Raw genomic sequence first — 14,242 nt, forward strand, 5'->3', positions numbered from 1 at the left:
GATGCGCTGGATCAGTCGAGTGCGCCGATGCGAGCGGCGATGGCGTCGCCGATCTGCGTGGTCGTGCGCCGGGTGCCGCCGCGTTCGGCGATGTCTGCGACGACCGCCCGCTGCACCTTCTGCGCGGCTGCGGCCCGGCCGAGGTGATCGAGCAGGAGCGCCACGGAGAGGATCGCGGCGGTCGGGTCGGCGATGCCCGTGCCCGCGATGTCGGGTGCCGAGCCGTGGACCGGCTCGAACATGCTGGGGAATCGGCGGTCGGGGTTGATGTTGCCCGAGGCCGCGAGCCCGATGCCGCCGCTGATCGCGCCGGCGAGATCGGTGAGGATGTCGCCGAAGAGGTTGTCGGTCACGATGACGTCGAATCTCGCCGGGTCGGTCACGAGGAAGATCGTCGCGGCGTCGACGTGCAGGTAGTCGACCGCGACCTCCGGGAACTCGGCGGCGACCGCGTCGACCGTGCGCTTCCACAGCGAACCGGCGAAGACGAGCACGTTGGTCTTGTGCACGAGGGTCAGCTTCTTGCGAGGCCTGGCGGATGCCGCGGCGAACGCGTAGCGCACGACGCGCTCGACGCCGTAGGCGGTGTTGACCGAGACCTCGTTGGCGACCTCGGCCGGCGTGCCGACGCGGATCGCGCCGCCGTTGCCGACGTAGGGGCCCTCGGTGCCCTCGCGCACGACGACGAAGTCGACGTCGCCGGGTGCGGCGAGCGGGCTCGCGACGCCCGGATAGAGCACCGACGGCCGCAGGTTCACGTAGTGGTCGAGCTCGAAGCGCAGCTTCAGCAGCAGGCCGCGCTCGATGTTCGCCCCGACGAGGCGGGGGTCGCCGGGCACGCCGCCGACGGCGCCGAGCAGGATCGCGTCGTGGGACTTGATCGAGGCGAGGTCGTCGTCGGTCAGCACGTCGCCGGTCGCGAGGTAGCGGGCGGCGCCCAGGGAGAACTCGGTCTGCTCGAACGCGACATCCGACCCCTCGGTCGCCGCAGCGAGCGCCTTCAGCGCCTCTCCGACGACTTCGGGCCCGATCCCGTCACCGGGGATGACCGCGAGCTTGACCGTGTCCACCATGAATTCTCCTTCGTGCGCCAGCCCTCCCAGCGTACTGTCCGCACGAGCGCGTGACACCCGCGACGGCCGGACTCAGTCGTGGGCTGCTGCGCCGTTCGGGTTGCGCAGCGCGAGCACGGCGACGACCGCGGCGGCGACCATGAGCGCGACGCCGATCAGCGAGGTGATCACGACGCCCTCGTCGAAGGCCAGGGCAGCGGATGCCGCGAGCTGTTCACCGATCGCCGCGGGCAGCTGCTCGGAGACCGTCATGGCGCCGGCGAGCGTCTCGCTCGCGGTCGCGGCCTGCGCTGCGGTCAGCTCGGTGGGCAGCACGATCGCGGCACTGTAGTGGGCGGCGAGGATCGACCCCAGCACAGCCGTGCCGAGCACGGCACCGAGCTCGTACGCGGTCTCGGAGACCGCCGAGGCGGCGCCCGCCTTCTCGGGCGGCGCACTCGAGAGGATGAGCTCGTTGGAGACGGTCTCGGCGGCGCCGATGCCGACGCCGAGCATCATGAACGCGATGACGACCGGGGCGATCGAGTCGGCGGTCGCGAAGAACGCGATGACGGCGTAGCCGCCTGCCGACAGGAGCAGCGCGATCGGCACGAGCACCCGCGGCCGGACGCGGCGCGCGATCGGTACGACGGCGAGGCCGGCGATGATCATCGCGACGAGACCCGGCAGCAGGGCGAGCCCGGCAGCCACCGGGGTGAGCCCGACGATGAGCTGGAGGTGCTGCGACACGAAGTAGAGGAAGCCGACGAGCGCGATGACGCTGAAGAGGTTCACGAGCACGGCACCGCCGAACGACCCCTGGCGGAACAGCCGCACATCGAGCATCGGCGAGCGGCTCTTCAGCTGGCGACGCACGAACCAGACTCCGCAGAACAGGCCGAAGACGATCGCCTGGATGCCGAAGCCCGAGACCCCCTCGGTGGCGAGGGACTTGATGCCGAACACGACCGGCACCATCGCGGCGAGCGAGAGCAGGGTGCTCGGGATATCGATGCGCCCGGGAGCGGGGTCGCGGCTCTCGGGGATGAGCAGCGGCACGAGGATCAGCAGCGGCACGAGCACCGGCACGGCGAGCAGGAACACCGAGCCCCAGTGGAAGTGCTCGATGAGGACGCCGCCGACGAGCGGGCCGAGGGCGCTGCCTGCGGCGAAGCCGGAGGCCCAGATCGCGATCGCGAGGCGGCGCTGCTCGCGCTCGACGAACACCGTGCGAAGCAGCGACAGGGTCGAGGGCATGAGCATCGCGCCGAAGAATCCGAGCGCGGCGCGCGAGGCGATGAGCGCCTCCGCCGTCGGCGCGAACGCGGCGACGACCGAGAGCACGGCGAAGCCGACGGAGCCGATGAGGAGCATGCGACGGCGACCGAAGCGGTCGCCCGCGCTGCCCATCGCCACGAGCAGGCCGGCGAGCACGAGCGGGTAGGCGTCGATGATCCAGAGCTGCTGGGCGGCGGTCGGCGCGAGGTCGCGCGAGATCGCGGGCAGCGCGAAGCTCAGCACCGTGTTGTCGACCGAGACGAGCAGCACGGGCAGCATGAGCACCGCGAGCGCGACCCAGGCGCGTCGGGGCGCGCGGGCGGTCGGCGTGTCGGGTGCCGGAGCGGCGTTCGCCACGTTCGTGTGCACTGCGGTCTGGTTGGTGTCTGTCATCTCAAGCTCGTTCGTCTCAGGCGGTTACTGTACCGTCCAGCTGGTATAGTAACAGACATGCCCTGCACGTCGTCAACCTCCCCCCGATCGGCCACACTGGGATCATGAGTCGCCCGCCCGCCGCCCGAGAAGCCGTGCTCGACGCTTTCGAGCGCATCATCATCGCCGACGGCGAGCGCACCGCCACGCTCGACGCCACCGCCCGTGCCGCAGGAGTCTCCAAGGGCGGCCTGCTCTACCACTTCGGCTCGAGGCACGCCCTCATCGCGGGTCTCATCGAACGACTGCACCGCCTCGTCGACGGCGACGTGGCGCGCATCCACTCGGCACCCGACGGCCCGATCTCCTACTTCGTGCGCTCGTCGGTCGATCTCGAGTCCCCGCTCGACCACAGCTTCGTCGCCGCCGTGCGGCTCGCGCAGGGCGGTGACCGCCAGGCAGCCGCCGCGATCGACGCGGTGCGCACTCGCTGGCTCGAGGAGATCGGCCGCCACGTCGACGACCCGGCACTGGCTCTCGCGATCACGCTCATCGGCGACGGCCTCTACTACCACTCGGCCCTGCGCGCCGAGGTCGAGGCGTCGGCACTCGGCGATGACGACATCGGCCCCGTGCAGATGGACGAGCTCGTCACCATGCTCGAGCGCATCGCCCGCACCGGGCAGTAGACGACGGATGCCCCGGCGCGCGCTGCCGAGCAGCAAGCGCCGGGGCATCCCTTCGACAAGCTCAGGACGGCGCCGGTCGTTCGGATCGCTACTCGGTGATGTCGACCTCGACGAAGAGGCTCGCGTCGATCGCCTCGCGGACGCGCTCGAGCACGTCGGCGGGCACCGGCGAGTCGACGGTCAGCACGCTGAGCGCCTGCCCGCCGGCCTCGCGACGAGCGATCTGCATGCCCGCGATGTTGATGCCGGCCTCGCCGAACTCGCGGCCGTAGACCGCGACGATGCCGGGACGGTCGGCGTACTCCATGACGATGTGGGTCGTCGCGATCGGCACCTCGAGCTCGAACCCGTTGACGGCGACGAGCTTCTCGATCTGCTTCGGCCCCGTGAGCGTGCCCGAGACCGAGACCTGGCGGCCGTCGGCGAGCGCGCCCGTGAGCGTGATCACGTTGCGGTACTCGGGCGACTCGGCTGCCGTGATGAGGCGCACGTCGACGCCGCGCTGCTCGGCGAGCAGCGGCGCGTTCACGTACGAGACCGTCTCGCTGACGACGTTGGTGAAGACGCCCTTCAGGGCGGCGAGCTTCAGCGCGCTCACGTCGTACTCGACGAGCTCGCCGCGCACCTCGACGTCGAGGCTCGTGAGCGGCCCGTTCGCGATGCCGGCGAAGAGCTGGCCGAGCTTCTCGACGAGCGGGATGCCGGGACGCACGTACGGGTCGATGACGCCGCCGGCCACGTTGACCGCGTCGGGCACGAGTTCGCCGGCGAGGGCGAGCCGCACCGACTTCGCGACCGAGACACCCGCCTTCTCCTGCGCCTCGTCGGTCGACGCGCCGAGGTGCGGCGTCACGACGATGTTCGGCAGGCCGAGGAGCGGCGAGTCGCGCGGCGGCTCGGAGACGAACACGTCGACGGCCGCACCGGCGATGGTGCGGCTGACGAGCGCGTCGTGCAGCGCGTCCTCGTCGATGAGCCCGCCGCGCGCGACGTTCACGATGAACGCCGTCGGCTTCATGCGGGCGAACTGCTCGGTGCCGATCATGCCCGTGGTCTCGGGCGTCTTCGGCATGTGGATCGTGATGAAGTCGCTCTGCTCGAGCAGCTCGTCGAGGCTCACGGTCTGCACGCCCAGCTGCTGCGCGCGCGCCGCAGTGATGTAGGGGTCGTACGCGATCACGTTGGTGCCGAACGCCTGCAGGCGGGCGGCGATGAGCGCGCCGATGCGGCCGAGGCCGATGATGCCGATGGTCTTCTCGTAGAGCTCGACACCGGTGTAGGCCGACCGCTTCCACTCCCCCTGTGCGAGAGCGGAGTGCGCTGCCGGGATGTGGCGGGCGAGGCTCAGGATGTGGCCGACGGTCAGCTCGGCGGCCGAGATGATGTTCGACGTGGGCGCGTTGACGACCATGACGCCGGCCGCGGTCGCGGCCTTGATGTCGACGTTGTCGAGTCCGACGCCGGCACGGGCGACGACCTTCAGCTTCGGCGCGGCGGCGATCGCCTCGGCATCGACCTTCGTGGCGGAGCGCACGAGGATCGCGTCGGCGTCGGCCAGCGCCGCGAGCAGCGCGGGCCGGTCGGTGCCGTCGACGGACCTGACGTCGAAGTCGGGACCGAGGGCCTCGACGGTGGCGGGCGAGAGTTCTTCGGCGATCAGCACGACCGGCTTTGACACGAACGATTCCTTCGGGTGATGCGCGCGCACGACACTGCGACTTGCGGTGGGATGCGCCACACGCCTTCGGGGCGCCTACCCGTTCACTCTACTGGAGCGCGCATTCCGCAGCCGTTGTGTGACGCCGCGCATCAGGAGAGGTCGAGGACAGCAAGCCCGAATGACGCGAAGTCAGCGGCGAGCACCTGCACGAGCGCGAATCCCGCCAGGAAGAGCACCAGCTGCGCGAGCGGCGAGCGTCGCCGCCCCAGCCAGAATGCCGCGCCGAACACGAGGAGCGGCACGGCGATGCCGGCCACGAGCAGCGCCCAGCCGGCGCCGGTGATGGCGACGCCGAGTTCGCCTGCCGTGATGTTCATGCCGACGAGGGTGCCGACCGCCTCCCAGACGTCGTAGGCGTAGAAGATGCCGAACGCCACGGCGATCGAGATCGCGAGCCAGAGCGGAGTGGCCGGCCGGCCGGTCGCCTGGTCGGCGCTCGTCGCGGTCGACCCGGTGGGTGCGGATGCCTCGGTCATCTCAACCTCGCAGCAGGAACGGGACGGGAACGAGCAGCACGGCACCGGCGATCAGCCAGATCAGGCGCGCCCGTCGGTGGTCGGCGGCGAGCCAGAGCACCGCGCCGAACCACAGCGGCGCGGCGAGCACGGCGAACCAGCTGCCGAGCCCGTACATGAACTGGGCGACGGGGTCGGCGAAGACCGGCGCCTCGCCGAGCGCCACGACGAGCCAGCCGATGGCGTAGAGCAGGTAGATGCCGCCCAGCACTCCGAGCACGACCAGCTCGGCCGAGCTGGTCTGCGACGCGGCATCCGCGACCTCGGCGTTCTCGGCCTCGGACGCGGACTCGTCATCGGCGATGGCCGCGCGATGCTCGTCGGGCGAATCGCCCTCGGCTGCCGGGACCGCCGCCGGAGCGCCGACAGTCTTCCATCCGGGCGCGAGGGTCGGGTCGTCGTCGCCCTCCCAGCGCAGCGCGTCGTCGTCGGAGTCGCGGGTCATGCTCACCACATTAGCGACCGGGCGCGTCAGGGAACGGGGATGCACGTGCCTTCGACGTCGGGCAGCACGATTCCGAACTCGAAGTCGATGTGTGCCGACTCCACGGCGCCGAGCGATCCGCCGCCCAGGAACGGTTCGTCATGGATCCGTTCGCCGGATCCGAGCCCAGCGGCCTGCCAGGCCGCGACGATGCGGTCGGCCGCCGCCACGTTGCCCTCGGTGACCTCGCGATCGTGCTCGTCGCTCGACGTGTCGGTGATCACCCCGGTCGTGAACTCGCCGCCGAGGCGCAGCTTGACGCCACCCTCGCACGCCTCCTCGACGACCGCGAGCGGCCGCGTGGCGGACCAGACCGCGATGGTGCCCGCGGCGGCGGCCGTGGTGTCGGCGAGCTGCGCGAACTGGCGGCGCGCCTCCTCGAGCGACGGGAGCGGCTGCTCCGGCACAACCGGCTCCTCGACGTACCCGGATGAGCCGCCGGGATCGGGGAATCCGCCCTCGGACGAGCCGCCGTCGTCGAGCGGCTCCGCCGGCATCGGGGGTGGGAACGCGTTCGAGAAGAGGAGGACGAGCGCGAGCACGAGCGCCCCGAACGAGACTCCGAGCGCCGTCAGCAGCCGCGCGATCGCCCCGGGCCAGGATGCCGTCGGGCGAGCGCGCGTCCACCACAGCGCCGCCGCCGGCACGACGAGGGCGATCGCCACCCATGACCAGCCGATGATCACGTCGCCGACGGGCCGCTCGAAGACGACGAGCATCGGCAGCGAGAGCGCTGCGCCGCCGAACGGCACGACGAGCGTTTCGGCAGACGATGCCCAGTGCAGTGCACGGCCGACGACGAGCAGGGCCGCCGCGCCCACGCCGCTCGCCGCCGCGGCCATCGGGATCGCCAGCAGGACCGGGCCGAAGCGGAAGGGGCCGAGGAGCGGAAAGACCACCAGCCCGGCGACGATCGCGATGAAGGCGCCGATCAGGAGGCTCCGCGCCAGGAGCAGCACGGCAGCGCGAAACAGCCCTTCCGTGCCGGAGCTGCCCGGTTCAGGCGGCTGCAGTACCGGAACGGGCGGCGGCGCGATCGTCATCGCACGGCGCCTGCAGCGGCGGCGACGGCAGCCCGGACGAGGTCGGCGTCGGTCACGTCGAAGCCGTCGACGCCGCCGCCCGGGCCGCTCGGGCCTCCGCGAGTCGCCACGGCCCGCGCCGAGAGATGCACCGCGTCGAGGCCCGCTGCGGCGAGCCCGGCGATGTCGTCGATGCGCACCCCGCCACCCGCCATGATCTCGAGCGAGCCGGACTCGGCGGCCATCCGCGTCAACGCGGCGAGACCGGAACGGCAGTCGGGCGCCCCGCCCGATGTCAGCACGCGCCGCACCCCCAGTTCCTGGAGTGCGGCGACCGAAGCGATCGGGTCGGCGCTCGCGTCGACGGCACGGTGCACCGTCACGTCGCCGCCCGACGCCGCCTCGACGAATCGCCTGACGGCGGAGCGGTCGAGCTCCCCCGCGTCGGTGAGCGCGCCGACGACGACCCCGTCGGCACCGGCCGCGATCGCGGCGCGGATGTCACGGTCGATCGTGTCGAGTTCGTCGGCGTCGTAGGCGAATCCGCCGCCGCGCGGGCGCACCAGCACGTGCACGAAGCCCGGCGTCGCCGCGTCGCGTGCCGCGGCAGCGGCGGCCTCGATGAGGCCGACCGAGGGGGTCAGCCCGCCGAAGCCGAGCGCCTGGCAGAGCTCCACGCGAGCGGCACCCGCTGTGAGAGCGACGCGCACCCCCGCGACATCCTGAACGGCGACCTCGACCGGGAGAGTTCGTGACATTCCCGACACGCTACCCGGTCGCGGCGAGGCCGCGACGCCCGGTGCGCGCAGCGCGTCGCCGAATCGGTGTCCGACGAAGCCATGATGACGATTCCGCGTCGTTCTCCCCTCCGCCGACCCCGTTCCAATATGCTCATCGCGGCACTCAACCCCTCGGAAGGACGAACGTGGCAGAGCAGAGCAAGAAGAAGGTCGTACGAGTCGAGTCCACGACGGCGGAGGACGGCGGCAGCACGACCGTCGCCGATACCGCCGACGCACGGACGTGGACCCCGACCCCCGAAGCGAAGAAGCAGGCCACGACGTTCCGGCTGATCGCCGGCGGTCTCTGGCTGCTCGCCATCGCCGGTGAGGCGTTCACGATCTTCTGGGTGCTGCGTCAGGTACCGGTGAACATGGTGCTGCTGATCGTGCTCATCGTCGTGATCGGCGCGCTCGCGATCGGCGGCTCGCTGCTCTGGAAGAAGGCGAACCGCCTCGACCCCGCGTCGAAGGAGGACAAGACGCGCTTCTTCGTGCAGAACCAGCTCGGCGCGATCATCGCGGTCATCGCGTTCCTGCCGCTCATCATCCTGATCTTCACGAACAAGGACATGGACGGCAAGCAGAAGGCGCTCGCCGGCATCATCGCGATCGTCATCGGCGGCGGTGCACTGGCACTCGGCGTGGACTACAATCCGCCCTCGGTCGAGCAGTACACCGAGGAGTCGAACGTCATCGTGCAGCTGACGGGCGAAGACCTCGTGTACTGGACGAAGTCGGGCTCGGTCTTCCACGTCTGCTCCGAAGTGCCCGACGTCAACAAGGAGTCGAAGGACGGCCAGATCTACGAGGGCACCGTCGCCGCCGCGCACGCCGCCGGCAAGGACCGCCTCGTCAGCTACTGGCAGCGCGAGGCCGTGAACTACTGCGGCTACAGCCAGGAGCAGGTCGACGCGGTGGCCGGAGACGCCGCCTCCGACTCGGAGGAGTCCGTCGAGGCCCCCGAGGAGACCCCGGCCGCGGAGTAGCGCTCCGTCGCGGAAGCAAGCGAAGGCCCGTCCGGTTCCCCGGGCGGGCCTTCGCGTGCACCCTGACCACACACGCGGCGGCCCCGTGACACGGGCTTCAGCGCAACCCGCGCTGCTCGTTCGTGCAGCGCACGGGAACGGCCCGCTCCGGAGCATCCGGAGCGGGCCGTCAGTGCTGCGATGCAGCGGGTGATCGAGTGCGGATTAGCGCGCGACCTCGCCGTCGACGTAGTCGTCGTCGTTCGATGCGTTCCAGGCGAAGAGCTTGCGGAGCTCGCGGCCGGTGGCCTCGATCGGGTGCGCCTCGCCCTTGGCACGGAGCTCGAGGAACTCCTTCTGGCCGTTGTCCTGGTCGTCGATGAACCGCTGGGCGAATACGCCCGACTGGATGTCGGCGAGCACGGCCTGCATGTTCTCCTTGACGTGCGGGTCGATGACGCGCGGGCCCGAGACGTAGTCGCCGTACTCGGCCGTGTCGGAGACCGACCAGCGCTGCTTGGCGATGCCGCCCTCCCACATGAGGTCGACGATGAGCTTCAGCTCGTGGAGCACCTCGAAGTAGGCGACCTGCGGCTGGTAGCCCGCCTCGGTGAGGGTCTCGAAGCCGTACTGCACGAGCTGCGAGACGCCGCCGCAGAGCACGGCCTGCTCGCCGAACAGGTCAGTCTCGGTCTCTTCGGTGAAGGTCGTCTTGATGCCGCCGGCGCGGAGGCCGCCGATCGCCTTGGCGTACGAGAGGGTGAGCGGCCAGGCGTTGCCCGATGCATCCTTCTCGACGGCCACGATCACGGGAACGCCGCGGCCGGCCTCGTACTCGCGACGCACGGTGTGGCCGGGGCCCTTGGGGGCGACCATGACGACGTCGACGCCCTCGGGCGCCTCGATGTAGCCGAAGCGGATGTTGAAGCCGTGGCCGAACACGAGGGTCTTGCCCTCGGCCAGGTTGTCCTTGATGGACTCGGCGTAGATGTGGCGCTGGTACTGGTCGGGCGCGAGGATGACGATGACGTCGGCCCAGGCGGCCGCGTCGGCGACGCTCTTGACGTCGAAGCCGGCCTCTTCGGCCTTGGGCTTCGACTTCGAGCCCTCCTTGAGTCCGATGACGACCTCGACACCCGAGTCGCGGAGGTTCTGCGCGTGCGCGTGGCCCTGCGAGCCGTAGCCGATGACGGCGACCTTCTTGCCCTGGATGAGGGCGAGGTCGGCGTCCTTGTCGTAGTAGATCTCAGCCATGATGCTGTCTTTCTCCTTGATCGGGGATGGTGCAGTTCGTGGAAACGGTCAGTTCTTGAAGACGCGCTCGGTGATGGACTTGCCGCCACGGCCGATCGCGAGGAGGCCCGACTGGGCGATCTCCTTGATGCCGTACGGCTCGAGCACCTTGAGGAACGCGGTGGTCTTGCCGGAGTCGCCGGTGACCTCGATCACGAGGGCGTCGGTCGAGACGTCGACGACGCGAGCACGGAAGAGGTTCACCGCCTCGAGCACCTGCGATCGGGTCGCGTTGTCGACCCGCACCTTGATGAGCAGGTGTTCGCGCTGCACCGACTGCGCCGGGTCGAGCTCGACGATCTTGATGACGTTGATGAGCTTGTTCAGCTGCTTCGTCACCTGCTCGAGCGGCAGGTCCTCGACGTCGACGACGACCGTGATGCGGCTGAGGCCCTGGATCTCGGAGTGGCCCACGGCGAGCGACTCGATGTTGAACCCGCGCCGGGCGAAGAGCCCCGCCACGCGCGTCAGCAGACCGGGCTTGTCCTCCACGAGGAGGGAGAGAACGTGTGTCGACATGGTCAGTCCTCCTCGCTGAATGCCGGCGAGTGATCGCGGGCGTACTGGATGTAGCTGTTCGAGACGCCCTGCGGCACCATCGGCCACACCATCGCGTCGGCCGAGACGACGAAGTCGATCACCACTGGGCGATCGTTCGTCGCGAGCGCGAGCTTGATGGCGTCGTCGATCTCCTCCTCTTTCGTGACGCGGATGCCGAGGGCACCGTATGCCTCGGCGAGCGCCACGAAGTCGGGGATGCGCACGCTGTCGTGGCCCGTGTTCAGGTCGGTGTTCGAGTACCGGCCGTCGTAGAACAGGGTCTGCCACTGGCGCACCATGCCGAGCGAGGAGTTGTTGATGATCGCGACCTTGATCGGGATCTTGTTCAACGTGCAGGTGGCGAGCTCCTGATTGGTCATCTGGAAGCATCCGTCGCCGTCGATCGCCCAGACCACGCGGTCGGGCTCGGCGACCTTGGCGCCCATCGCGGCCGGAACCGCGTAGCCCATCGTGCCGGCGCCGCCCGAGTTCAGCCAGGAGTTGGGGCGCTCGTACTTGATGAACTGCGCCGCCCACATCTGGTGCTGGCCGACACCCGCGGCGTAGACCGCCTCGGGCCCGGTGAGTTCGCCGATGCGCTGGATGACCTGCTGGGGTGCGAGAAGTCCGTCGGACGGCGTCGAGAACCCGAGCGGGAACTCGGCGCGGAGTCCGTCGAGCGTCGCCCACCACTCATCGAGGTCGGGCGCGCCGGACTCCCCCGCGATCGCGTCGCGGTAGGCGGCCTCGAGGTCGACGAGCACGTCCTTCGCGTCACCCACGATCGGCACGTCGGCCACGCGGATCTTCGAGATCTCCGCCGGGTCGATGTCGACGTGCACGACCTTCGCGTTCGGCGCGAAGAGCGCCGCCTTGCCGGTCACCCGGTCGTCGAAGCGCGCGCCGAGCGCGATGAGGAGGTCTGCCTCCTGCAGCGCGATGACGGCGGGAACCGTGCCGTGCATGCCCGGCATGCCGAGGTGCTGCTGGTGCGAGTCGGGGAAGGCTCCGCGGGCCATGAGCGTCGTCACCACGGGGACGTTCGTCGTCTCGGCGAGCGTGAGCAGTTCCGCCGATGCGCCGGAGCGGATGACTCCGCCGCCCACGTAGAGCACCGGGCGCTTCGCCTCGGCGAGCATCTGCGCCGCAGCCGCGACCTGCTTGCCGTGGGCCTTCGTGATCGGCCGGTAACCCGGCAGGTCGACCTTCGGCGGCCAGCGGAACGAGAACGTCGCCTGCTGCGCGTCCTTCGTGATGTCGACGAGCACGGGGCCGGGGCGGCCGGTCGTGGCGATGTGGTACGCCGCGGCGATCGTCGCCGGGATCTCCGAGGCGTCCTTCACGAGGAAGGAGTGCTTCGTGACCGGCATCGTGATGCCGACGATGTCGGCCTCCTGGAACGCATCGGTGCCCATGAGGTTCGAGAACACCTGACCGGTGATCGCGAGCAGCGGCACCGAGTCCATGTGGGCGTCGGCGATCGCCGTGACGAGGTTCGTCGCGCCGGGGCCGGACGTCGCGATGGCGACGCCGACCTTGCCCGACGAGGAGGCGTACCCCTCTGCGGCGTGGCCTGCGCCCTGCTCGTGGCGCACGAGGATGTGGCGGAGCTTCTTGCTGTCGAGCAGCGGGTCGTAGACGGGGAGGATCGCGCCGCCGGGGAGGCCGAACACGTCGGTGATGCCGAGCATCTCGAGTGAACGGACGACCGCCTCGGCGCCCGTGATCTCCACGGGTGCGCCCGAGGGCACTGGGGCGGGCGATGGCACGGGACTGGATTCCGTGGACATTCGGTTCCTGTTCTGGTGGACGGTGTGCGGGAAGCGCAGCACTCAGCCCGTCGTGGCGCCTTCTGCGGCGGAACGCACGAGCTTCGAGTACTTCGCGAGGACGCCACGGGTATAGCGCGGGGGAAGCGGAGCCCAGCCTTCACGGCGGGCAGCCAGCTCGGCATCGTCGACAAGTAGGTCGATGGAACGAGCTGCGATATCGACCCGTATGAGATCACCATCGCGCACGAAGGCGATGGGACCTGCGTCCACCGCTTCGGGTGCCAGATGGCCGATGCAGAGGCCGGTTGTGCCGCCTGAGAATCGACCGTCCGTCAAGAGTAGTACATCTTTTCCGAGGCCGGCGCCCTTGATGGCCGCGGTGATGGCCAGCATCTCGCGCATGCCCGGCCCGCCCTTCGGCCCCTCGTAGCGGATCACGACGACGTCGCCGTGCTTGATCTCGCCCGCCGTGAGGGCGTCCATGGCGGCCCGTTCGCGCTCGAACACGCGGGCGGGGCCCTCGAACGTGGCGGCGTCGAAGCCGGCCGTCTTCACGACGGCGCCCTCGGGAGCCAGCGAGCCGTGCAGGATCGTGAGGCCGCCGGTCTCGTGGATCGGGTTGTCGAGCGTGCGCAGCACCTCGCCGTCGAGCGGCGCGATGTCCATCTCGGCGAGGTTCTCTGCGAGGGTCTTGCCGGTGACGGTGAGCGCGTCGCCGTGCATGAGTCCGGCGTCGAGCAGGGCCTTCATGAGCACCGGGAGGCCGCCGCGACGGTCGACGTCGTTCATGACGTACTTGCCGAAGGGCTTGAGGTCGCCGATGTGCGGCACCTTCGAGCCGATGCGGTTGAAGTCGTCGAGCGTGAGGTCGACCTCGGCCTCGTGCGCGATGGCGAGCAGGTGCAGCACGATGTTGGTCGAGCCGCCGAGGGCCATGCCGACGGCGATGGCGTTCTCGAAGGCCTTCTTGGTGAGGATCTGGCGCGCGGTGATGCCGTGCTTCAGCAGGTTGACGACGGCTTCGCCCGAGCGGTGCGCGTAGTAGTCGCGGCGGCGGTCGGAGGATGCCGGCGAGGCCGAGCCCGGCAGCGAGAGCCCGAGCGCCTCGGCGACCGAGGCCATCGTGTTCGCCGTGTACATGCCGCCGCAGGCACCCTCACCGGGGGCGAAGGCGCACTCGATGCGCTTGGCGTCGGCCTCGCTCATCGTGCCGGCCTTGACGGCGCCGACCGCTTCGAACGAGTCGATGATCGTGATGTCCTTCTCGGTGCCGTCGGACAGGCGCACCCAGCCCGGCGCGATCGAGCCGGCGTAGAGGAAGACCGAGGCGAGGTCGAGGCGGGCCGCTGCCATCAGCATGCCGGGGATCGACTTGTCGCAGCCGGCGAGCAGCACCGAGCCGTCGAGGCGCTCGGCCTGCATGACGACCTCGACCGAGTCGGCGATGACCTCGCGCGAGACGAGCGAGAAGTGCATGCCCTCGTGGCCCATCGAGATGCCGTCGGAGACGGAGACGGTGCCGAACTGCAGCGGGTACCCGCCGCCGCCGTGCACGCCCTCCTTCGCGGCCTGCGCGAGGCGGGCGAGCGAGAGGTTGCAGGGCGTGATCTCGTTCCAGGAGGACGCGATGCCGATCTGCGGCTTGTCCCAATCGGCATCTCCCATGCCGACGGCGCGGAGCATGCCCCGGCTGGTCATGGCTTCGATACCGTCGGTGACGGTGCGGCTACGAGGTTTGGGATCGAACTCCGACATGGG

At 70.1% G+C, this 14,242-nt stretch carries 13 protein-coding genes; 2 read left to right on the top strand and 11 right to left on the bottom strand.

Features of this window, described 5'->3' with window-relative positions:
• Positions 1 to 11: 11 nt before the first annotated feature.
• Together ASE14_RS04830 and ASE14_RS04835 are read right to left on the bottom strand one after the other, a co-directional pair.
• The gene (locus tag ASE14_RS04830) at positions 12 to 1,073 is read right to left on the bottom strand and encodes a 3-isopropylmalate dehydrogenase (protein ID WP_056651394.1); all 1,062 of its coding nucleotides are present in this window, start codon (positions 1,071 to 1,073) and stop codon (positions 12 to 14) included.
• 72 nt (positions 1,074 to 1,145) lie between these two features.
• Entirely contained in the window at positions 1,146 to 2,723 is a 1,578-nt protein-coding gene (locus ASE14_RS04835) for an MFS transporter (protein WP_082600094.1), read from the bottom strand.
• A 104-nt stretch (positions 2,724 to 2,827) separates the two neighbouring features.
• On the opposite strand from ASE14_RS04835, the gene ASE14_RS04840 reads away from it, so the two are divergent.
• Complete coding sequence (locus ASE14_RS04840) at positions 2,828 to 3,391, top strand: TetR/AcrR family transcriptional regulator (RefSeq protein WP_056651397.1); 564 nt, start codon at positions 2,828 to 2,830, stop codon at positions 3,389 to 3,391.
• Positions 3,392 to 3,479: 88 nt separating this feature from the next.
• Here ASE14_RS04840 and serA read toward each other — a convergent pair whose 3' ends face one another.
• The 5 genes from serA to ASE14_RS04865 all read right to left on the bottom strand — a co-directional run bounded on the left by serA (position 3,480) and on the right by ASE14_RS04865 (position 7,890).
• Complete coding sequence (gene serA / locus ASE14_RS04845; RefSeq protein WP_056651791.1) at positions 3,480 to 5,069, bottom strand: phosphoglycerate dehydrogenase; 1,590 nt, start codon at positions 5,067 to 5,069, stop codon at positions 3,480 to 3,482.
• 131 nt (positions 5,070 to 5,200) lie between these two features.
• Positions 5,201 to 5,587: a hypothetical protein gene (locus ASE14_RS04850; RefSeq protein WP_056651400.1), complete on the bottom strand. Its 387-nt coding sequence runs from the start codon at positions 5,585 to 5,587 to the stop codon at positions 5,201 to 5,203.
• A gap of 1 nt (position 5,588) precedes the next feature.
• The gene (locus ASE14_RS04855) at positions 5,589 to 6,071 is read right to left on the bottom strand and encodes a DNA polymerase III subunit gamma/tau (RefSeq protein ID WP_157372790.1); all 483 of its coding nucleotides are present in this window, start codon (positions 6,069 to 6,071) and stop codon (positions 5,589 to 5,591) included.
• A gap of 26 nt (positions 6,072 to 6,097) precedes the next feature.
• Entirely contained in the window at positions 6,098 to 7,153 is a 1,056-nt protein-coding gene (locus ASE14_RS04860; protein ID WP_056651407.1) for a hypothetical protein, read from the bottom strand.
• On the bottom strand, positions 7,150 to 7,890 hold the full coding sequence (locus ASE14_RS04865; RefSeq protein ID WP_056651410.1) for a copper homeostasis protein CutC: 741 nt from the start codon (positions 7,888 to 7,890) through the stop codon (positions 7,150 to 7,152). Before ASE14_RS04865 ends, ASE14_RS04860 begins: the two co-directional genes overlap by 4 nt.
• A 167-nt stretch (positions 7,891 to 8,057) precedes the next feature.
• On the opposite strand from ASE14_RS04865, the gene ASE14_RS04870 reads away from it, so the two are divergent.
• Complete coding sequence (locus ASE14_RS04870) at positions 8,058 to 8,900, top strand: hypothetical protein (protein WP_056651413.1); 843 nt, start codon at positions 8,058 to 8,060, stop codon at positions 8,898 to 8,900.
• Between the two features lie 204 nt (positions 8,901 to 9,104).
• Here ASE14_RS04870 and ilvC read toward each other — a convergent pair whose 3' ends face one another.
• The 4 genes from ilvC to ilvD are packed head-to-tail and all read right to left on the bottom strand — an operon-like array spanning position 9,105 to position 14,239.
• A complete protein-coding gene (gene ilvC, locus ASE14_RS04875) occupies positions 9,105 to 10,133 on the bottom strand; it encodes a ketol-acid reductoisomerase (RefSeq protein ID WP_056651417.1) in 1,029 nt (342 codons plus the stop codon).
• A gap of 48 nt (positions 10,134 to 10,181) precedes the next feature.
• Positions 10,182 to 10,691 (bottom strand): acetolactate synthase small subunit, encoded by a 510-nt coding sequence (ilvN, locus tag ASE14_RS04880; protein ID WP_056651420.1) that lies wholly within the window; start codon positions 10,689 to 10,691, stop codon positions 10,182 to 10,184.
• Between the two features lie 2 nt (positions 10,692 to 10,693).
• A complete protein-coding gene (locus ASE14_RS04885) occupies positions 10,694 to 12,502 on the bottom strand; it encodes an acetolactate synthase large subunit (protein WP_056651793.1) in 1,809 nt (602 codons plus the stop codon).
• A gap of 42 nt (positions 12,503 to 12,544) precedes the next feature.
• The gene (ilvD, locus tag ASE14_RS04890) at positions 12,545 to 14,239 is read right to left on the bottom strand and encodes a dihydroxy-acid dehydratase (protein ID WP_056651423.1); all 1,695 of its coding nucleotides are present in this window, start codon (positions 14,237 to 14,239) and stop codon (positions 12,545 to 12,547) included.
• Positions 14,240 to 14,242 lie beyond the last annotated feature (3 nt).

It is taken from the genome of Agromyces sp. Root81, from assembly GCF_001429165.1.
Classification (GTDB): domain Bacteria; phylum Actinomycetota; class Actinomycetes; order Actinomycetales; family Microbacteriaceae; genus Agromyces.